The organism is Lentzea xerophila, from assembly GCF_051094245.1.
Classification (GTDB): Bacteria; Actinomycetota; Actinomycetes; order Mycobacteriales; family Pseudonocardiaceae; genus Lentzea; species Lentzea xerophila.
This window is the reverse complement of record NZ_CP194934.1, coordinates 498,322-516,534: the sequence shown is the minus strand read 5'-3', so window position 1 is coordinate 516,534 and position 18,213 is coordinate 498,322. Positions and strand designations below refer to the sequence as shown.

Genomic DNA, 18,213 nt, shown 5'->3' with positions numbered 1-18,213 from the left:
TTCTTTCACGGAGCCAGCGAAATTCAGTAAAGATCACACGGCGACTAAACAGTTCGCGTGGCGCAGTTCGCTGCCTATTTGCATAGGAGAAACAAGTGACCGATCACGCCGAGGTGGTTGTTGTCGGCGCCGGAATATTCGGCTGCGCCGCGGCTCTGCACCTGCTGCAGGCCGGTGTGCGCGAGGTTCGGGTGGTGGAGCGGGACGATGTCGGGCAGGGGACGACCGCTGCGGGCGGTGGTTTTCTCGGGCACTGGGTACCGCATGAGCCGGAAATCGAAGCATCCCGACATGGCCTCGAATTCTATGCCGCCCTGCATCACGAGGGACATGACATCGCCTACCGCGCGAATTCCATGTTGTACGTCGCGGCGAGTGCACTTGCCTGGACGATTCTGCGTGCGGACGGGCCGGCGGCGACGGTGTTGACGCCGGCTGAGGGGGAAGCGCGGACGGGAGGTGTGGTGCGCGCTTCGGGCGTGTTCGGTGGGTGCTCAACGAGAGCGGCGCGCAGGTCCACGCGCCGAAGGTGGTGACCGTGCTCGCCGAGCGGGTCCGCGCCGTCGGCGGAGTGATCGACACCCGATGCCCGGCCACCGGGGTCACTGTCGAGGGTGGGCGGGGTTGAGACGGCTCGCGGTCGGGTGACCTGCGAGGCGGTCGTGCTGGCCGCGGGCGCGTGGAACAGCGAGCTGGCGGCCTCGCTCGGGTTCTTCCTGCCCGCCGTGGCGCAGGTGATCTCGCGGATCACTACGGGGCCGCGCGGTGTGCCGGACACCATGCCCACCCTGTTCCTGAATGGTCTCGCTCCCGATGAGCCGGGCGGGGGCACGATGCTGTGGGCCCGCGGCCACGAGGGCGGTCTGCTGCGGGGCGGCACCTACGACGTCCACCCGCGGGACATCCTCGTAGGCGCACCCGTGCCGGACCGGCTGGACGAACTGCCGATCGACGGCGTCCTGGAGATCATGCGGATCGCCGGACGCGGAGCGCGGGTCAGCCCTGCCCTGGCGGACCGCACGCACCTACGCGTCAAGCACGGCGCCCCCGCTACACCCCCGACATGCGGGCGCTGGTCGGCGAGATACCCGGTGTCAGAGGAGCCTACGTGCTGTCCGGGACAACGAAGCGGGCATCACCTTCGGCCCCGGCCACGCCAGAGCCCTCACGCGGCGGATTGTCGGCGGGCCGGGCAAGTCAGCGCACCTGGACGCCTGGCGACCGGACCGTTTCGACGGCCGGTTCAGCAACCAGCACCAACTCCTCGACACCTTGGCCGAGTACGACTGGACCTGACAGGTAGCCAGCCGGGACAGCGCGGCGGGCTCAGCGCTGGTAGTGCAGCAGCACATTTCAGCCGATCGTCCAAGTTCCCACCAGCCTGAACTCTCGGACGCGGGTGATCCACGGCGTTCAGGTGTGGCTCGGCTACGTCGACCGCTGGCGGGCTGAGCTCAAAGATCCATCTCGCGGTGATTCTCGTTCTCCGGCGAGGTGCGGCCGCACCATCGACGGCGCCGCCGCTCGCATCGCCCGACGCTTACTCGCACTGACTGCCGCCATCTGGCACAACCGCGGCACCGGTCAGCCACCATCCGATCTCTGTGCGCTTACGGGCACTGATCGGTTGAGTCTGGGTCTGGACAGTTTGGTGTGAGGTTGCTCCTGTGACCGACCTCGCCGATCTCGAGATGGAACCATCTACTCTTAATAAACCGTCTGGACGGTACAATAACCAGGTGATCCATGAAGACGCCCATGAGGCGGAGAAGGTGATGGCGCCGTATTCACGCAGGTGGGCGGCATTGGCGGTGCTGGTCGGTTCGATGCTGCTGCTGGCCATCGACGGCACGGTGCTGTACCTGGCGGTGCCGTCGTTGACCGCGGACCTGGCCCCGAGTTCGACGCAGATCCTGTGGATCGGGGACATCTACGCGCTGGCGTTGGCGGGCCTGTTGGTCACGACGGGCACGTTGGCCGACCGGTTCGGGCGCAAGCGGGTGCTGCTGGCGGGCACGGCCGCGTTCGGCGTGGCGTCCGCGTTGGCGGCGTTCGCACCGAGTGCGGAGATGTTGATCGTGGCCCGGTTGCTGTTGGGTGTGGCGGGCGCGACGATCATGCCCTCCACGCTGTCGATCATCCGGAACATGTTCCCCGTTCAGGCGGAGCGGACTCGGGCGATCGCGATCTGGTCGGCGGCGTCGGCGGGCGGGATGGCGCTGGGACCGCTGGTCGGTGGAGCGCTGCTGGAGAACTTCTGGTGGGGTTCCGTGTTCCTGATCAACGTGCCCGTGGTGCTGGTGTTCCTGGTGGCGGGCGCGTTTTTGCTGCCGGAGTCGCGCAACCCGCGGCCGGGCCGGTTCGATCTGCTGTCCGCGGCGTTGTCGATGCTCGCGATCGTTCCGCTGGTCTACGCGGTCAAGCACGCCATCGGCACAGGCGTGGATGTTCAGGCGACGCTGGCTGTGCTGGCCGGTGTGGTCGCGGGTGTGCTGTTCGTCCGCCGTCAGCGCCGGCTGAAGACGCCGTTGATCGATGTGGGGTTGTTCGCCAACAAGGCGTTCAGCGGTGCGGTGCTGGCCAACGTGGTCGCGATCTTCGCGTTGATGGGTGTGCTGTTCTTCTTCTCCCAGTACCTGCAGCTCGTGCGTGGCCTGGGTCCGCTGGCCGCCGGGCTGGTCGAGCTGCCCACCACGGTCGCGTCCATCCTGGCCGTCGCTGTGGTCGGTGTGCTCGTCACGCGCCTGGGCGTCGGGCGTGCCGTGGCCGCGGGACTGCTGGTCGCCGCGCTGGGCCTGATGTTCATCGCCGTCGCCGAAGGGGCCGATCACTACCTCTGGCTGGCCGTGGCCCTGCTTCCGCTCGGCCTGGGCGTCGGGGTGGCGATGACCCTGACCACCGACGCGGTGATCTCTGCGGTGCCGCCCCAGCGCGCGGGCGCCGCTTCCGCCATCGCCGAGACCGCCTACGAACTCGGCGCAGCCCTCGGCATCGCCCTGCTCGGCTCCGGCGTCACCCTCGTCTACCGGGCGTCGCTGGACCTGCCCGCCGACGTGCCCGGTCCCGTCCGTGCCACCGTCGAGGACTCGCTGGCCTCCGCGGTCAACAGCGTCGGCCCTGACTCCGGCCTGGCCGAGGCGGCCCGCGCGGCGTTCACGACCGCCATGCAGACCACTTCCCTGGTGGCTGCCGCGATCACCGTGGTCGCCGCCCTGATCGCCTGGCGCACCATCCCCTCCGGTAAGAAGACCCAGACCGTCGAGACCAAGGAGTGACTCCATGCCGCGTGTAGCCGGGCGTACCCGTGAGGACACCCGTCGAGCGCTGCTGGATGCCGCGGGCGTGTGCCTCCGCGCCCGCGGCACCTCCGCCACCCTCGACGACATCGCCAAACAGGCAGGCGTGTCCAAAGGCGGCCTGCTGCATCACTTCGCCACCAAGGACGACCTTGTCCGCGCTCTCGCCCAAGACCTCTTCGACCGCTTCCGCACCGATGTCACCGCCGCCGTCGACCCCGACGACACCGCACCCGGCCGGCTCACCCGCGCCTACATCCGCGTCAGTGCCGCCTTCTCCCACGACCCGGACACCTTCCACGACCTGGTCCCGCTCATCGGCCATCTCGCCGCCATCCCCGAGATCGTCGACCTCGCCCACGCCGACACCCGCCGTTGGCACGACGACCTCGCTGAGGACGGCCTTCCAACCCACATCACCGACCTCGTCATCGCCGCCGCCGACGGCATCAGCACCACCCCCTTCTGGAGCCACGCCCACCCCGCAGCCCTGCGCAACCTCGAAGTCCTCCTGCTCACGCTCACCACCAACGCCACCGCGTGGGACCATCTCGCCCCACCGCCGAGCGAATAGCCTTGAACACCGGTGAGGTAGCGCCTTCTGCCCGGTCCGGCAGGACCGCGCCGCTCACGCGGGAGATTTCGATGGCCGAATCGCGGCAGGGGCTCGGGGCACGCGGGTCACGCGCGCCTGCCGGGAGCGTCCGAGCGCCGCGCCACTACGCCTCGGGCAGGGCATCCTGGCTGGGAATGGTCAGCGCCTCGACCAGGTCGCGGTACAGGGGGTCGGTGGCGAGCAGCTCCTGGTGAGTGCCCGCCGCACGGACCCGGCCTGACTCCATGAGGTAGATCCGGTCGGCGTCGACCACGGTCGAGAGCCGGTAGGCGATGGTCACCACGCTGCCGTGGTGGGCGACCTCGCGGATCACGTCCTGGATCGCGGACTCGGTGAGGCCGTCGAGCTGGGCCGTCGCCTCGTCCAGCAGGAGCAGTTCGGGTTGGCGCACCACGGCGCGGGCCAGGGCGATCCGCTGCCGCTCCCCGCCGGAGAGGCTGGTACCCGACACCGGCTGGTCGAGCCGCAGGGGCAGGGCACGCACCTTGGCTTCGAGGCGCACCGCGCGCAGCGCCGCCCACACCTCATCGTCGTCGGCACCGGGGTGGCGGTCATGGCGCTGGTGGACGCGTCGGTCGAGCGGGCCCGGCCCGACTACGGCCACCGCTGGAGGCCCTGCGCAGGCTCGCCGAGGCGCACTACGACCCGGGCCCAATCCCGCTGCACCTCTATGAGGTCTCGGCCTCGCCGAGAACGCGGACTTCTGGAGCGGGACCGAGATGCGCGACCCCCTCGCCCGGTTGGGCGCCGACCTCCGCCCCGAGTTGTCCGCCTCCTGGTTGCGGAAGTCTTTCTGGTCCCTGCTGTACACCGGTTGGGGGATGCCACGCAGGCAGAGCATGCCGCGCCACGAGATCATCGACTCCACAATGCTGTTGTTCACGCGCGGCGCTCTGCGCGCCTGACCCCGCGCCCACTCGAACCGGGTGTCCGGCGCCCCACCTCCACACGAGCAGACGAAAACGCGATGCCCCTCACCCCTCCGCCTGCCCGACACCGGTTCACCCCCACGGCCACGGCGTCGAAATGCCCGTGGCAGTCACTCCCCAGACACGCGTCGGAGGCCATAAAGTCGGTCCCGCCCAGAACTGGAGCAGTAGCAACGAACCGCGGAACCCTCGGCGCGAAGCCCTGCGCCAAGCCAACACACCGCACGTTCCAGCCGTGCTTCGCGCCTCGTCTACAGCCCACTCGCCAACCCGGCCCGGCCGGTGACGACCCGCAACTCACAGAGCATGCCGCGACCTACGACTGGGCCGCGCAGGAATCGGGAGACTGTCGGCGGTTACGGATCGCCGACAGGCCCTGGGCCATCGCCGCCGCCGACGAGTTCGACGAGGGTGAGAAGCTGTTCACCAGTACGCCCGCATCGGCACGGGGGGAGGGAGGGGCGGGATCGTTGTGCCCCGCGCCCACGGCGAGTTCGGGCTGTGGCGTGCCGCCGAAGTCCTCCTCCGCGCACTCGACGTAGCCGAGTGCGCCGATCGGGTTGGAACCGCCGCCGGGAATCACATAGGGCCGCCGTCCTGCGGCGCGCAGCTCCGCAGCCAGGGTTTCCATCGCCGCCGCCATGTCGGTGCCCGCCGGCAGCCGCTCCACGATGCGCGCGCCGAGCAACTCGTCGAGCAGCACGTTGCCGGAACGCTCGTAGTCCTCGTCGCGCACCTGGCGCCGTTCGAGCAGCAGCCGGCATTCCAGACCGGCGCGGGCCGCGGCCGCCGCGGTCTGCCGGGCGTGGTTGGACTGCGTCGCGCCTTGGGTGACGAGGACGTCGGCGCCTTGCTCCAGCGCGTCGGCGACGAGGAACTCGAGCTTGCGGGTCTTGTTTCCTCCGGTCGCCAGTCCGGTGCAGTCATCACGTTTGATCCAGAGGTTCGGCACCTTCCTGTGGCTGCGACGCAACCGGGTGGTCAACCGCTCCAGCGGCTCGAGCGGAGTCGGGAAGTGTCCGAGGGGGAAGCGCGCGAAACGCGTTGTCTGCACCACGGAACGATCGTGCTGGCCATGGCTCCGGACTGTCCAATGCAGATTCGGTACCGGGCATGCAACTTCCGCATCAGGGCGGCGGGCGCCGGCGCAACCGGCGAAGCCATGACGGATGAACGTTCCAGGGTCCACGGCTACTCGGCGGTCTTCTCCGCGGCGAGTCGCCGTTGGCGGTAGGCCAGTGCGGCCACGAACAGTCCCAGGCCCCAGAGCGGCCACAGGGTTTCGGGCATGTTGGTCACCCACTTGCCCTCGACGCCGGTCCCGAAGGCGAGGCGGATGTACATCACGCCGGCCGACGTCACGAGGATCGCCACGATCGTCGCCGGGACCACCGCGAGGTTGATGGGCACGCGCTTGCCGGCCAGGCCGATCATCCAGCGCGGGAAGCGCTCGCCCCAGGGCCGCACGAGACCGACGGTCAGCAGCGCGCCGCCCGCCCCCAGGCTGGCCAGGGCCGCCCCGGCCAGCCACAGGCCGTTCTCCACGCCCTCGCGGTACATCTCCTCCTCCAGGCCCACGCTCCAGCCGAGCGCCCATGCCCACCTGGTCGCGCAGTAGACGAGCGGGACGACGACGGCGACGACCACGGCGGGCTTGCCGAAGCGGACGAGATCCGGCTCGCCGCCGCGGAGGCCGTACCGCAGCGCGGTCAGCGCCCAGCCGATCCCGGCCAGCAGCAGCAGGGTGAGGTTCGCGCCCGGCCACTGGATCAGCTCGCCCCATCCCGCGTTCGCCGGGAAGTCGAAGAAGGTCTTGCTGACCGCCAGGATCGGTGTGTAGGCGACGATGGTGAGCGGGCGGTAGTCCTGGATCACGAACATCAGGCCGACGGCGTAGCTGCAGGCCGGCACCATCAGGGCGTACCGCCAGCTGCCTCGGCCGACGCCACGTGCCATCAGCAGGGCGACGACCCCGCCGAACATGCCCAGAACCGCGATGACCGGCCCGGCCGCCTCGGGCGTCGACAGCCCGAGCAGGTTCGCGTGGATCGCGTCGGATCCCGCCTCGACCATGAGGGGATCGCCGACGCCGAAGGGGTAGGCCCTGCCGGTGACGGCCCAGAACAGGCCCGCGAGGCCGTACAGGAACGAGAAGCCCGCGGTGAGGTATTCGATGTTCTTCCGCATGTCCATAAGCCTGGGGAGCAGGAGCCCTGAGACACATGTGCCGACAGGCGCATCCTCGGACGCCTCGCCCTCGTCGATAGGCCGATCGGCACATCGCGGATCTCCGCGGCCGCCGCCTAGGCTGGTGATCATGCACCTCCGCCGTGCGGTCGCCGCCGGCGGCGTGCTCGCCCTCGGTGCGGGGACGCTGCTGGTCCCGGCACCGTTCATCGACGTCGTCACGCCGGTCGCGCTCTGCCTGGAACTGGCCGTCCTGCTCGCCTTCTGGCCCAGGGCGCTGGCCGCTGTGCCGTGGACTACCGGCGCCGCCGCCGTCCTCTCCATCGCCGTCACCACGATCTACCTCGTCGTGCGGCCCGGCGGGTCGGACGACGGCCGGGAGCCGTGGATCCTGCTCGAGTCGGCCGTCCTGGCCGTCCACGTGTACGTGGCGTTCCGCTGGTCGCCGCCGCGTGCCGCGTTGGCCTGCGGCGGGGCCGCCGTGCTCGCACTGGCCCTGACCGTGCAGCGGTACCTGCCGCCCGGCGCGATCGTGGAGGCGGTCGCCGGGAGCCTCCTCTGGCTGGTTCCGGGCGTCGTCGCCGGTCTGGTCGCCCGGTACCCGCGGCACATGGACGAGCTGCGGGAGCGGGCCGTCGCCGAGGCCCGCCACGCGCAGCGCCTGGACCTGGCCTCCGACCTGCACGACTTCGTCGCCCACGACGTGAGCGAGATCGTCGCCCAGGCCCAGGCGGCCCGCATGGTCCTGGCCGGTGACGACCCGCGGGTCGCCGAGACCTTCGGGCGCATCGAGGCCGCGGGACTGCGCGCACTGGCGTCGATGGACCGCACCGTCCATATGCTCCGCGACCCCGGCGAGGCGGCCCGCGCGCCCGTCGGCGTCCTCTCCGACCTGCCCGAGCTGGTCTCGCGCTTCTCCCGGGGCGGTGTGCACGTCCTGCTCGACGCCACGCCGGCCGAGGTCCCGCGCGAGGCCGCCGCCGTCGCCTACCGCATCGTCGTGGAGGCCCTCACCAACGTTCGGCGCCACGCACCCTCGGCGTCCTCAGTGGACGTCACGGTCGCGGTGGAGGACAACGCCCTGCACGTGACCGTTGCCGACGACGGTGACGGCGCTGCCCGATCGAGCGACCGGACGCACGCGGGCCTCGGCCTGACCGGTCTCACCGAGCGCGTGGAAGCCCTGCGCGGCACGCTCGCCGCCGGTCCGCGGGAACCCCGCGGCTGGGTCCTGTCCGCACACATCCCCTTGGACGGCCGATGATCCGCATCCTGATCGCCGACGACCAGGAGGGCATCCGCGCCGCCTTCCGGATGGTCCTCGACGCCCAGCCCGACTTCACCGTGGTGGCCGAGGCCGCGAACGGCGAGAGCGCCCTCGCCCAGGCCCGGCACCTCAGGCCCGACGTGGTGCTCGCCGACATCCGCATGCCCGGCCTGGACGGGTTGGAGCTCACCCGGAAGCTGGCCGGCCCCGGCGTCCCCGACCCCCTGCGCGTCATCGTGGTCACCACCTTCGACCTCGACGAGTACGTCCACACCGCCCTGCGCGACGGGGCCTGCGGCTACCTGCTGAAGCGCTCGGGACCGACGCTGCTGATCGAGGCGGTCCGCGCGGCGGTGGCCGGGGACACCCTCATCAGCCCGCAGATCACCGTCCGGCTGCTCAAGCGGATGATCCCCGCCGCCCCTCCCCCGCCGGAACGCGATCCGCTGAGCGAACGGGAACTGGAGGTCGTGCGCCTGGTCGCCGAAGGCCGCACCAACGCCGAGATCGCCGCGGAGCTGTTCATCAGCGCCGGGACCGTGAAGAACCACCTCGCGAACGTGCAACGCAAGCTGGAGGTCGCCAACCGGGTCGGCATCGCCGCCTGGGCCTGGGCGACGGGACGGGCGGAGCCGCAGGGGCGTCGGTGAGGCGAGGTGTTCACCGCGAGGCGGGTGCGGCACCTGCCGTCATGCGGCGGAACGACACGGGATGGTTCAGGCCTCCCGACACGGGGATGCAGGCGCCGTTGACGAAGGCGGCCTCCTTCCGCGTCAGCATCGCCACCGCCCCCGCGACGTCGTCGGGCGTTCCCGTCCGGCCCGCGGGGGTGAGCGCCTCGAGGGCGCGGGGGATCTCGGCCGGGAGCCGGCTGCTCGCGTCCGTCGCGATGTAGCCGGGATGGAGGGTGTTCACGGTGACGCCGGGCCCGGTGAGCTCGTCCGCGACGAAGGCGGCGTAGGCGGCGAGCGCGGCTTTCGTGACGCCGTTCGCCGCCATGCCGGGTGCAGACGGGCCGTCGGCGTGCAGGGAACCGACCAGGATGATCCGCCCGTACTCCCGTTCGAGCATGATCGGCGCCACCGCGGTGACGAGGCGGTGGGTGGCGCCGATGTCCTGCCCGATCTTCGTCACCAGGTCCACAGGGGACAGTTCCCGCAGCGGCACCTTCGGATAGGGGGCCGCGGCGTTGGCGACCAGGATGTCGACGTATCCGGCGATCTGCCCGACGGTGTCGAGCAGTTCGCAGGCGCCGCCGGGCTCCCGTTCGGACACCGTCAGGTCGAACCTGACGGCGTGGGCCGCGACGTCGTGCTCGGTGCGCAGCCGGGCGGCCAGGTCCTCGGCGGTGGTGCGGCCGTCGCGGTAGGTCACGACGACCGTCGCGCCCATCGAGGCCAGTGCCCTGGCGGTGGCTTCGCCGATGCCCCTGCTGCCGCCGGTGATCAGTGCCGTGCGCCCGCGCAGGTGCTCGTCGGCGGTCACGGCCGTGCTTCCCGGGGGTGGTGGATCGCCCGCACGCGGGCCAGCGTCGGGTCCCACTTGTCCGCGAGCGCGGCGGCTTCGCTGATGTGGTCACGGACCTCGGGACGTTGCAACGCGTCGCGGTAGGCCTGCTCGCTGCTCCACTGCGCGTAGTTGACGACGCGGGTCCCGTCCAGGCTGGCGTGCAGGTTCGCGGAGATGAAGCCCGGCAGGGCCGCGAAGACCTCGTCGGACGCTTTGTCCAGCGCTGCGACGAGCTCGTCCTGCCGCGCCGGTGCGACGGTGAACACGTTCACCAGCGTGACCTGGTCGGGACCGGCGGTCACGGTGATGGTGGTTTCCTTGGGACTCATGACTTTCGCGCTCCTGGGTCGTCCGTCGTCGGGCTGGGGCGCGCCGGCCCCTTCAGGTCAGGCCTTGTCGTGGATGGTGATCACGTAGCCGTCCGGGTCGGCGAAGACGAACGTGCGGCCGAACGGCCCGTCGAACGGTGCGGTGACGATCGGGATGCCGGCGCCGGCCAACCGGTCGTGCAGCGCTTGCGCGTCGTCGGAGTGCAACCACAGCGCGACCCCCAGTCCCGGATGTGGGTGCGCGGCGTCCAGGTCCGTCCCGGGAACGGGCTCCCGCACGGCGAACGGGATCGGCGCGGTGCCGAACACGACCGCTCCGGGTGGGCTGACGGGCAGTCTGCGCAGCCCGAGGTGGGTCTCGTAGAACTCGGCCGCACGGTCGAGGTCGCGCACCTGCAGAGCGAGGAAGTCGGGTCCGGTCACGGTCATGTCGTCCTCCACCTAGATGTCAATGTGCTGACATCTGGAACGTATGTCATGATGCTGACATGAGTCAAGCCGAGCAGGTCGGCCCCCTGGACAGGGCGGTGGGCTACACGTTGAAACGAGCGGCCAGCGCGCTGCGCACCGCCATGGACGCCGCGCTGCGGCCGCTGGACCTGACCGTGCCGCAGTACTCCTGCCTGGAAGTGCTCTCCCAGCGACCGGGGCTGTCGAACGCGGAGCTGGCGCGAGCCGTGTTCGTCACCCGCCAGTCGATGAACCTCGTGCTGCGCGGGCTGCAGGACCGCGGACTGATCGACCGCCCGGCGACCGCGCCCCACGGCCGGGCCCTGCCCAGTCAGCTCACCCCGGCCGGCCGCGCGCAGCTACGGGCCGCCAGCACTGCCGTGCGAGCCGTCGAACAGCGGATGCTCACGCCGTTCTCCGCAGCGCAGCAGGACCGGCTGCTGCACGATCTCGTCGCCTGCGTCGACGCTCTCGTTCCAGACGACGTCACCCACGTGGCCGAAGCGGAGTTCTAGCGACAGCACCAATGGGCGCCGCTGCTCACACCGACGCGAACAGCTGCTGCGCAATGGTGGAACACACCCCCGCGCCGTAGAGGTGCTCGTCACCGCGGTCGTGATACCGGATCATCACCGCGAGCACCCACTGGTCCCAGATTCCCAGGCAGTTGACCGCCCACGTCGTGCCGTGCAACGTCCAGCCGTTCTTCACCGCGACCTGCCGGCCCTTGAACGCCGGCGCTTCGGCGATCCCGAACCCGTTACCGGGACTGAGATTCCGCATCTTGTCCAGCAGCTTGTCCCTCCACTCAGGACTCATGCCGGGTCCACGTGCCACACACGCACCCAGCAACGTCGCGTCGGACGCGGGCATCGTCGTCAACGACCACCAGCCCGCGTGCACCGACGTGGTCCGCAAGCCGCACGTCGTGATCATCCGCCGCACCGAGGCGTCCGCACCGAGCCGGAGGTAGAGCGTTTGGGCGGCGTTGTCGTTGCTGGACCGGATCATCTTGTCGATCAGGAGCTCGTCGGTGCTGGAGACGACCGACCCCTTCGCCGCCACGTAGTCCACCGCGAGCCAGGCCTTGATCATCGACTCCGTGGTGTTGCGCAACGAACCCGCGCCCATGAGCTCGCCCGTCTCCATGTTGCGCAACGCCCACGACCACTGGCCGTCGACCTCGACGTGCACGGCGGCCGCGGACGGCCCCTCAGGCGGTACCGAGGTGCCCGCGACGGTCGTGTGCGATGGCGCCGCCTGTGGCCTCGGACTCGGCTGCTCCTGCTCCTGGGGCGGCGGCTGCGAGGGCGACTCGAGCGCGACGACCGACGCGGCGGCCACGGCACCCGTGAGCACGGCGATGAGAAGTGGACGGAGCATGAACGTCTCCTCTGGACGGTAGTGACACCGACCTTGCGAAGACATCGATGAAGAACCTCTGAAGAACCGAGCAGAGAACCATGCGATCAGGCGGCTTCACGGCAAGCGGAGCGGTCCTTCATCACTCCTTCACTGCCGCGACGGCCCGGATCGGGCACCATGGCCACCGTGAACGCCCGCATCCTGGTCGCCGAGGACGACCCGAAGCAGTCCCACCTGATTCGGGCCTACCTGGAACGTGAAGGTCACAGCGTCCTCGTGGCGGCGGACGGCCGGGTGGCGATCGACCTGAGCCGGTCCCGCAACCCCGACCTGGTGGTGCTCGACCTGATGCTGCCCGAGGTCGACGGACTCGACGTGTGCCGCGTGCTGCGCGCCGAGTCCGACGTGCCGATCCTGATGCTCACGGCCCGCTCGACCGAACCGGACCTGTTGCTCGGCATGGACCTCGGCGCCGACGACTACATGACCAAGCCGTACAGCCCGAGAGAGCTGGCGGCTCGGGTGCGGGCGCTGCTCAGACGGTCCCGCGCGACCCGCGAACCGTCCGCGAAGATCCAGGTCGACGACGTGGAGATCGACCCCGACCGGTTCGAGGTCCGCATCGCCGGCACGCAGATCACGCTCACCGCCAGGGAGTTCGAGTTCCTGCGGGTGCTCGCCGCCGAACCGGGCCGCGCGTTCAGCCGCGGCCAGCTGCTGGAGCGCGCGTTCGGCTTCGACCACCACGTCCAGGAACGCACCGTCGACGCCCACATCATGAACCTGCGCCGCAAGATCGAGCCCGATCCGGCCGAACCGCGCTACGTGCTGACCGTGCCCGGCCGGGGCTATCGGTTCGCCGATCCGCGATGAGGCGCCCCAGCTTCCGCACCAGGGTCTTCCTGCTCACCGTCGCGGTCGCGCTGAGCACGGCGGGCGCCACCGCCTGGCTGGCGTTCCAGCAGACCAGCGAGCAGGCCGCCGAACTCGCGCCACCTGCCCTGCTCGACATCGACCGCGCGGTCGACTCGATCGTCCTGCACGGTCTGCTGCGCGGGAACTGGACCGACTCGGGCACCCAGGTCGCCGGGTGGGCGGCGAAAGCCGGTCAACGGGTGCGCGTCACCACCACCGACGGCCTCATGCTCGCGGACAGCGCACCGAGCGAAGGCGACACCACGCCACGCTTCACCCTGCTCGCCGAGACCCGGCCGAAGCTGCGACTGGAGGGACACACGCTCGCCAAGTACGGGGACATCATCCGCACCATGCCACTGCGCTACCGTGGCGAAATGTACGCGGCGCGGTGCGCTGCCGACCACAACCGTGACGTCCGCATCAGCACCGACGAGCTGGGTCAGTACAGAATCGAGGCGGTGACAGCGGGGATCAAGTCCTGCCCCTCACTGGTGCAGCCGCCACACGAACCGCTCTCCAAGCCGTGTGCGCAAGACCATGACTGCCTGCAGCGCTGGTACGCGGCTGAACTCGCCGCGATCACGCCACCCCCGGTGCAGGTGATGATCGGCAACGCCGACCAGAAGCCGTCACAACCGATCATCTCCCCCGGTCCGGCGCTCGTCGCGGCGGGCCTGGTGGCGTTGGTGGTCGCGGTGGCGTCGTTGCTGATCAGCCGTCGCGTCGTGCGGCCGATCGACGCCCTGGTCACCGCGTCCGGCCGGCTCGGCGAGGGGGCGCTGGACGAACGCGTCCCCGAGCACGGCGGTGACGAGCTGACCCAGCTCAGCCGTTCCTTCAACCGCATGGCCGAGTCGTTGCAGCGCAGCAAACGCCAGCAGCACAACATGATCGCCGACATCGCGCACGAGCTGCGCACCCCGATCGCGAACATCCGCGGCTACCTGGAGGCCGTCCAGGACGGCGTGCTGCCCGCCGACGACGAGCTGTTCCGTTCGCTGCACGAGGAAGCCCTGCTGCAGCAACGACTCATCGCGGACCTGCAGGAACTGGCGCTGGCCGAGTCCGGCGACCTCGTCTACTACCCGAGCCGCGTCGACCTCGCCGAACTGCTGCACTCCGCCCGCAACGCGCACGCCGCGGCGACCGGCGTGCGCATCGACGTGGACGCACCACAACCGGTGCTCGTCACCGTCGACCCGGACCGGTTCCGCCAGGTCATCGGCAACCTCCTCACCAACGCGGTGCGCGCCACCCAGCCGGGCGGCTCGGTCGTGCTCAGCACCTACTCCTACGGCGACGAGGCCGTGATCACGGTCGCCGACACCGGCACCGGCATCTCCGCACAGGACCTGCCGCACGTCTTCGACAGGTTCTGGCGCGCCGACGCGGCGCGGCGACGCGGCACCGGCGGCCGCGGCCTCGGCCTCGCCATCACCAAGGAGATCGTCACCGCGCACGGCGGCACGATCACCGCCGCCAGCACGGAAGGCGTCGGCTCGACGTTCACCGTCCGGCTGCCCCGCTGAGCACGGCAGGCCGAGCTGGAAGATCGACGCTCGTGGACGCTGTCCCTTCAGAGCTGGAACCGATATCCCATCCCGGGTTCGGTGATCAGGTGCCGGGGACGCGCGGGGTCCGGCTCCAGCTTGCGCCGCAGCTGCGCCAGGTACACCCGCAGGTACTGCGACTCGTCGACGTACGCCGGTCCCCACACCTCCGCCAGCAACTGCTTCTGCGACACCAGCTTGCCGGGGTTGCGGGCGAGGATCTCCAGCAGTCCCCACTCGGTCGGCGTCAGGTGCACCTCGCTGTCGTCGCGATGGACCCGTTTGACGGTGAGGTCGACGGTGAAGGTCGACGTCCGCACGATCGGTTCCTCCACCGCCAGCACGGTCTTCCTGCGCACGGCGGCCCGCAGCCGCGCGAGGAGCTCGTCCATGCCGAACGGTTTGGTGACGTAGTCGTCGGCACCGGCGTCCAGCGCCTCGACCTTGGCCGAGGAGTCGGTGCGCGCGGACAGCACGATGATCGGCATCGCGGACCAGCCGCGCAAACCCGCGATCACGTCCACGCCGTCGATGTCCGGCAGCCCGAGGTCCAGCACCACGACGTCGGGTTTGCCCTCCACCGCGACACTCAGCGCGGACTTCCCGTCGTACGCGGTCATCACCTCGTACCCGCGGGCGCTGAGGTTGATCCGCAGCGCCCTCACGATCTGCGGCTCGTCGTCGACCACCAGAACCGAGGTCATGGCCACTGCTCCTCCCTCACCGGCAACGACCCAGCCGCCTGGAGGGAAACGACGACCGTCAGCCCGCCACCCGGCGTGTCCTCCGCGCTGATCTCGCCACCCATCGCCTCGGTGAACCCCTTCGCCACACTGAGCCCGAGCCCGGCACCGGGTGCCGCGTCGCGGTCGCCGAGCCGCTGGAACGGCGTGAAGATCCTCTTGACCGCCTTCTTCGGCAGGCCGGGGCCGTGGTCGACCACGCGCAGCTCGACCCGGTCACCATGGGCGCTGGCCCTGACCGCGACCTCCGGTTCGTCCGACCTGACCTGGCCGTCACCGTCGACGTCGACCGGTCGCCGGGGCGACATGCGGCCGTGCCGCAACGCGTTGTCGATGATGTTGGCGACGACGCGTTCGAGCAGCCCGATGTCGGCCAGCACCAGCGGTAGGTCCTCGCGGACGTCGACCGAGACCGTGCCCCGCTCGTCCACACCGGACAGTGCCCTGGCCACGACCTCGTAGTAGCCCACCGGGCGGATGATCGGAGCCACCGATCCGGTCGCGAGCCGCGAGGAGTCGAGCAGGTTGTCCACCAGGCCGTTGAGCCGGTCGGCGGATTCCTCGACCGTGGCCATGAGCTCCTCCGTGTCCTCTTCGGACAGTCGCAGGTCATGGTCGCGCAAGCTGCCGATCGCGGCCTTGATGGACGTCAGCGGAGTGCGCAGATCATGCCCGACGGCGGAGAGCAGCGCGGTGCGCAGTTCGGTCGTCTCGACCCTGCGCTGGGCGTCGGCTGTCTCCGCCGCCATCCGCTGTTGCCGCAACGCCATCAGCGCCTGCCCCGCCGCAGCCTCCAGCACCCGCTGGTCGCTCGCCGGCAGGGTACGGCCGCGCAGCGCCAGATGAATGTCGGAGGTGACGGCGATGTCGGCGTCGGCGTCGTCCGGCTCGTCGCACGGCCGCGGGCCCACGCACGCCACGCGTTCCCAGGTGCCGCCCCGGCGTTCCAGCAGCGCCACCGACTCCAGGCCGAAGTTCTCCCGGATCTTCGCCAGCAGCCGGGCCAGCGGGACCGGGCTGGTGAGCACGGTGCGGGAGTACGAGGCCAGCAGCGCGGCCTCGGTGCGCGCACGGGCGCCCTGCTCCCCCAGCCGTGCCGCGCGGTCCACGACCAACGCCACGACCGTCGCGACGATCACCATGGCCACGAGCGTGATCAGGTTCTCCGGCGTGTTCACGGCGAGGCTGTAGTAACGCTCGGTGAAGAAGAAGTTGAGCAGGCCCGCGCCGAGGAACGCGCAGAACAGCGCGGGCCCGAGCCCGCCGACCAGCGCGGCCACGCACGTGACGAGCAGGAACGCGACCAGGTCGGTGGAGTAGTCGATCTCCTCGCGCCAGGACATGCCGAGCAGGGTGACCAGCGCGGGTAGCACGACCGCCGTGGCCCAGCCCGCGAGCTGCCGGGCGCGGCCGAGCGCGTTGCGGCCGATCTTCCAGCGCAGGCCCCGACGTGCCGCGTCGTGGGTGACCATGTGCACGTCGATCGGGCCCGAGTCGTGGATCACGGCGGCCCCGATGCCCTCGTCGAACGCGCGGGCCAGCCGCGACCGCCGGGAGGTGCCGAGCACGAGCTGCGTGGCGTTGACGCCACGGGCGAACTCCAGCAGCGCGGTCGGCACGTCGTCGCCGACCACCGAGTGGAACGTCGCGCCGAGGTCCTCGCCGACCTTGCGGCACTTCGTGACGACCTCCGGAGACGCGCCGGTGAGCCCGTCACCGCGCATCACGTGCACGACGAGCAGTTCGGCTCCCGCCCTCAGCGCGATGCGCCGGGCGCGGCGGATGAGCGTCTCGCTCTCCGGTCCTCCCGTGATCGCGGCGACGACCCGTTCGCGGGTCTCCCAGGTGTCGGTGATCCGCTGCTCGTGCCGATAACGCTGCAACGCGACGTCGACCTGGTCGGCGACCCAAAGCAGCGCCAGCTCGCGCAGCGCCGTCAGGTTGCCCACGCGGAAGTAGTTGCCGAGCGCGGCATCGATCTTGTGCGCGGCGTAGACGTTGCCGTGCGCTAGCCGCCTGCGCAGGGCTTCCGGCGTGATGTCGACCAGCTCGACCTGGTCGGCGCGGCGGACCACCTCGTCCGGCATGGTTTCCCGTTGCCGGACACCGGTGATCCGCTCGACGACGTCGTTGAGCGACTCGAGGTGCTGGACGTTGACCGTGGACAGCACGTCGATGCCGGCGTCGAGCAGCTCCTCGACGTCCTGCCAGCGCTTCTCGTTGCGCGAGCCCGGAACGTTGGTGTGCGCGAGCTCGTCGACCACCGCGACCTCGGGCGCACGGGTCAGCAACGCATCGACGTCCATCTCGGTGAAGCCGACACCGCGGTGGTGGATCTCTTTGCGCGGCAGGATGTCCAGGCCGTCGAGCAGGGTCCGGGTCTTCTCCCGTCCGTGCGTCTCGACGAGGCCGACGACCACGTCGGTGCCGCGCTCCCGGCGCCGGTGAGCTTCGCCGAGCATGGCGAAGGTCTTGCCGACACCGGGAGCGGCACCGAGGTAGATCCGCAGCTCGCCGCGGCGCTGCTCAGAGGGCTGCGTCGATGGCACGGTTGAGCGCCGTCACATTCACGGTCGTGGTGAACGTCCCGCCCGTGCTGCCGGCGACCAGTTCCCGCACCTTCTCCACGGACAGGCCGCTGGCCCGCGCGACCCTGGGCACCTGGATGGCGGCGTACTCCTGACTGATGTGCGGATCCAGGCCGGACGCCGACGCGGTGACCGCGTCCTGCGGCACCTGGTCCTCGGCCACGCCCTCGCGTCGCGCCACGGCGGTGCGGCGTTCGGCGACGACCTTGTCGTAGTCCTCGTTGAGCTCGCCCTTGTTCGAGCCGCCCGAGGCGGGCAGCGTCGCGGCGGACGGACGCGGCGCGAAGTACCGGTCGCCTTCACGCGGCACGGCGACCAGGGTCGTGCCGGCCGCCTCCGCGTTGCCGTGCAGGCCGGGGAGCCGCGAGACGCCCCACACCGCGGCCGGGTAGAGCACCCCGGTGAGCACGGTGAGTACCAGCAGGATCCGCAGGCCCGCCCACGCTTGCTTGACGAAGTTGTCCAT

The 18,213-nt window shown here is 70.5% G+C and carries 19 protein-coding genes and 1 pseudogene; 10 read left to right on the top strand and 10 right to left on the bottom strand.

Features of this window, described 5'->3' with window-relative positions; translation table 11 throughout:
• Positions 1-95: 95 nt before the first annotated feature.
• The 4 genes and pseudogenes from ACRSBM_RS02535 to ACRSBM_RS02520 all read left to right on the top strand — a co-directional run bounded on the left by ACRSBM_RS02535 (position 96) and on the right by ACRSBM_RS02520 (position 3,870).
• The gene (locus ACRSBM_RS02535) at positions 96-536 is read left to right on the top strand and encodes an FAD-dependent oxidoreductase (protein WP_434439278.1); all 441 of its coding nucleotides are present in this window, start codon (positions 96-98) and stop codon (positions 534-536) included.
• Positions 537-1,498: 962 nt separating this feature from the next.
• Positions 1,499-1,623 (top strand): annotated as a pseudogene (locus tag ACRSBM_RS02530) (IS982 family transposase); the annotation flags it as partial.
• Positions 1,624-1,775: 152 nt separating this feature from the next.
• A complete protein-coding gene (locus tag ACRSBM_RS02525; protein WP_434452933.1) occupies positions 1,776-3,275 on the top strand; it encodes an MFS transporter in 1,500 nt (499 codons plus the stop codon).
• A gap of 4 nt (positions 3,276-3,279) precedes the next feature.
• A complete protein-coding gene (locus tag ACRSBM_RS02520) occupies positions 3,280-3,870 on the top strand; it encodes a TetR/AcrR family transcriptional regulator (protein ID WP_434439276.1) in 591 nt (196 codons plus the stop codon).
• A gap of 145 nt (positions 3,871-4,015) precedes the next feature.
• On the opposite strand, the gene ACRSBM_RS02515 is transcribed toward ACRSBM_RS02520, so the two are convergent.
• Complete coding sequence (locus ACRSBM_RS02515) at positions 4,016-4,516, bottom strand: ATP-binding cassette domain-containing protein (RefSeq protein WP_434439274.1); 501 nt, start codon at positions 4,514-4,516, stop codon at positions 4,016-4,018.
• A 115-nt stretch (positions 4,517-4,631) separates the two neighbouring features.
• Between ACRSBM_RS02515 and ACRSBM_RS02510 the strand changes: the two genes are divergently transcribed.
• Positions 4,632-4,817, top strand: coding sequence for a hypothetical protein (locus tag ACRSBM_RS02510; RefSeq protein WP_434439271.1), 186 nt, complete (start codon positions 4,632-4,634; stop codon positions 4,815-4,817).
• A 340-nt stretch (positions 4,818-5,157) separates the two neighbouring features.
• Here the strand turns inward: ACRSBM_RS02510 and ACRSBM_RS02505 are convergent, their stop codons facing one another.
• Both ACRSBM_RS02505 and ACRSBM_RS02500 read right to left on the bottom strand, forming a co-directional pair.
• Positions 5,158-5,898 carry a pyridoxal-phosphate dependent enzyme gene (locus tag ACRSBM_RS02505; protein WP_434439268.1) on the bottom strand — a complete coding sequence of 247 codons (741 nt, stop codon included), beginning with the start codon at positions 5,896-5,898 and terminating at the stop codon, positions 5,158-5,160.
• 134 nt (positions 5,899-6,032) lie between these two features.
• Positions 6,033-7,028 (bottom strand): hypothetical protein, encoded by a 996-nt coding sequence (locus ACRSBM_RS02500; RefSeq protein WP_434439266.1) that lies wholly within the window; start codon positions 7,026-7,028, stop codon positions 6,033-6,035.
• Between the two features lie 130 nt (positions 7,029-7,158).
• On the opposite strand from ACRSBM_RS02500, the gene ACRSBM_RS02495 reads away from it, so the two are divergent.
• Together ACRSBM_RS02495 and ACRSBM_RS02490 are read left to right on the top strand one after the other, a co-directional pair.
• Complete coding sequence (locus tag ACRSBM_RS02495) at positions 7,159-8,292, top strand: sensor histidine kinase (RefSeq protein ID WP_434439263.1); 1,134 nt, start codon at positions 7,159-7,161, stop codon at positions 8,290-8,292.
• Positions 8,289-8,945: a response regulator gene (locus ACRSBM_RS02490; protein WP_434439260.1), complete on the top strand. Its 657-nt coding sequence runs from the start codon at positions 8,289-8,291 to the stop codon at positions 8,943-8,945. Before ACRSBM_RS02495 ends, ACRSBM_RS02490 begins: the two co-directional genes overlap by 4 nt.
• A gap of 10 nt (positions 8,946-8,955) precedes the next feature.
• Here ACRSBM_RS02490 and ACRSBM_RS02485 read toward each other — a convergent pair whose 3' ends face one another.
• The 3 genes from ACRSBM_RS02485 to ACRSBM_RS02475 are packed head-to-tail and all read right to left on the bottom strand — an operon-like array spanning position 8,956 to position 10,562.
• On the bottom strand, positions 8,956-9,780 hold the full coding sequence (locus ACRSBM_RS02485) for an SDR family NAD(P)-dependent oxidoreductase (protein WP_434439258.1): 825 nt from the start codon (positions 9,778-9,780) through the stop codon (positions 8,956-8,958).
• Positions 9,777-10,133: an antibiotic biosynthesis monooxygenase family protein gene (locus ACRSBM_RS02480; RefSeq protein WP_434439255.1), complete on the bottom strand. Its 357-nt coding sequence runs from the start codon at positions 10,131-10,133 to the stop codon at positions 9,777-9,779. Before ACRSBM_RS02480 ends, ACRSBM_RS02485 begins: the two co-directional genes overlap by 4 nt.
• Positions 10,134-10,190: 57 nt before the next feature.
• Positions 10,191-10,562: a VOC family protein gene (locus ACRSBM_RS02475; protein WP_434439253.1), complete on the bottom strand. Its 372-nt coding sequence runs from the start codon at positions 10,560-10,562 to the stop codon at positions 10,191-10,193.
• Between the two features lie 59 nt (positions 10,563-10,621).
• On the opposite strand from ACRSBM_RS02475, the gene ACRSBM_RS02470 reads away from it, so the two are divergent.
• Positions 10,622-11,098, top strand: coding sequence for a MarR family winged helix-turn-helix transcriptional regulator (locus ACRSBM_RS02470; RefSeq protein WP_434439250.1), 477 nt, complete (start codon positions 10,622-10,624; stop codon positions 11,096-11,098).
• A gap of 25 nt (positions 11,099-11,123) precedes the next feature.
• On the opposite strand, the gene ACRSBM_RS02465 is transcribed toward ACRSBM_RS02470, so the two are convergent.
• Positions 11,124-11,966: a serine hydrolase gene (locus ACRSBM_RS02465; RefSeq protein ID WP_434439248.1), complete on the bottom strand. Its 843-nt coding sequence runs from the start codon at positions 11,964-11,966 to the stop codon at positions 11,124-11,126.
• Between the two features lie 168 nt (positions 11,967-12,134).
• Between ACRSBM_RS02465 and ACRSBM_RS02460 the strand changes: the two genes are divergently transcribed.
• Together ACRSBM_RS02460 and ACRSBM_RS02455 are read left to right on the top strand one after the other, a co-directional pair.
• On the top strand, positions 12,135-12,821 hold the full coding sequence (locus ACRSBM_RS02460) for a response regulator transcription factor (protein ID WP_434439245.1): 687 nt from the start codon (positions 12,135-12,137) through the stop codon (positions 12,819-12,821).
• Positions 12,818-14,395 carry a sensor histidine kinase gene (locus tag ACRSBM_RS02455; protein WP_434439242.1) on the top strand — a complete coding sequence of 526 codons (1,578 nt, stop codon included), beginning with the start codon at positions 12,818-12,820 and terminating at the stop codon, positions 14,393-14,395. The genes ACRSBM_RS02460 and ACRSBM_RS02455 overlap by 4 nt, the downstream gene beginning before the upstream one ends.
• A gap of 47 nt (positions 14,396-14,442) precedes the next feature.
• On the opposite strand, the gene ACRSBM_RS02450 is transcribed toward ACRSBM_RS02455, so the two are convergent.
• The 3 genes from ACRSBM_RS02450 to ACRSBM_RS02440 are packed head-to-tail and all read right to left on the bottom strand — an operon-like array spanning position 14,443 to position 18,213.
• Positions 14,443-15,120 (bottom strand): response regulator, encoded by a 678-nt coding sequence (locus tag ACRSBM_RS02450; RefSeq protein WP_434439241.1) that lies wholly within the window; start codon positions 15,118-15,120, stop codon positions 14,443-14,445.
• Positions 15,117-17,708 (bottom strand): DUF4118 domain-containing protein, encoded by a 2,592-nt coding sequence (locus ACRSBM_RS02445; protein ID WP_434439239.1) that lies wholly within the window; start codon positions 17,706-17,708, stop codon positions 15,117-15,119. Before ACRSBM_RS02445 ends, ACRSBM_RS02450 begins: the two co-directional genes overlap by 4 nt.
• Positions 17,686-18,213, bottom strand: coding sequence for a potassium-transporting ATPase subunit C (locus ACRSBM_RS02440; RefSeq protein WP_434439237.1), 528 nt, complete (start codon positions 18,211-18,213; stop codon positions 17,686-17,688). Before ACRSBM_RS02440 ends, ACRSBM_RS02445 begins: the two co-directional genes overlap by 23 nt.

Excerpts from the sequence above, each read along its gene's own strand:
- ACRSBM_RS02525 (WP_434452933.1), top strand. The coding sequence starts at position 1,776 with ATGGCGCCGTATTCACGCAGGTGGGCGGCATTGGCGGTGCTGGTCGGT.
- ACRSBM_RS02520 (WP_434439276.1), top strand. The coding sequence starts at position 3,280 with ATGCCGCGTGTAGCCGGGCGTACCCGTGAGGACACCCGTCGAGCGCTG.
- ACRSBM_RS02510 (WP_434439271.1), top strand. The coding sequence starts at position 4,632 with ATGCGCGACCCCCTCGCCCGGTTGGGCGCCGACCTCCGCCCCGAGTTG.
- ACRSBM_RS02500 (WP_434439266.1), bottom strand. The coding sequence starts at position 7,028 with ATGCGGAAGAACATCGAATACCTCACCGCGGGCTTCTCGTTCCTGTAC.
- ACRSBM_RS02495 (WP_434439263.1), top strand. The coding sequence starts at position 7,159 with ATGCACCTCCGCCGTGCGGTCGCCGCCGGCGGCGTGCTCGCCCTCGGT.
- ACRSBM_RS02490 (WP_434439260.1), top strand. The coding sequence starts at position 8,289 with ATGATCCGCATCCTGATCGCCGACGACCAGGAGGGCATCCGCGCCGCC.
- ACRSBM_RS02480 (WP_434439255.1), bottom strand. The coding sequence starts at position 10,133 with ATGAGTCCCAAGGAAACCACCATCACCGTGACCGCCGGTCCCGACCAG.
- ACRSBM_RS02475 (WP_434439253.1), bottom strand. The coding sequence starts at position 10,562 with ATGACCGTGACCGGACCCGACTTCCTCGCTCTGCAGGTGCGCGACCTC.
- ACRSBM_RS02470 (WP_434439250.1), top strand. The coding sequence starts at position 10,622 with ATGAGTCAAGCCGAGCAGGTCGGCCCCCTGGACAGGGCGGTGGGCTAC.
- ACRSBM_RS02465 (WP_434439248.1), bottom strand. The coding sequence starts at position 11,966 with ATGCTCCGTCCACTTCTCATCGCCGTGCTCACGGGTGCCGTGGCCGCC.
- ACRSBM_RS02455 (WP_434439242.1), top strand. The coding sequence starts at position 12,818 with ATGAGGCGCCCCAGCTTCCGCACCAGGGTCTTCCTGCTCACCGTCGCG.
- ACRSBM_RS02450 (WP_434439241.1), bottom strand. The coding sequence starts at position 15,120 with ATGACCTCGGTTCTGGTGGTCGACGACGAGCCGCAGATCGTGAGGGCG.
- ACRSBM_RS02440 (WP_434439237.1), bottom strand. The coding sequence starts at position 18,213 with ATGGACAACTTCGTCAAGCAAGCGTGGGCGGGCCTGCGGATCCTGCTG.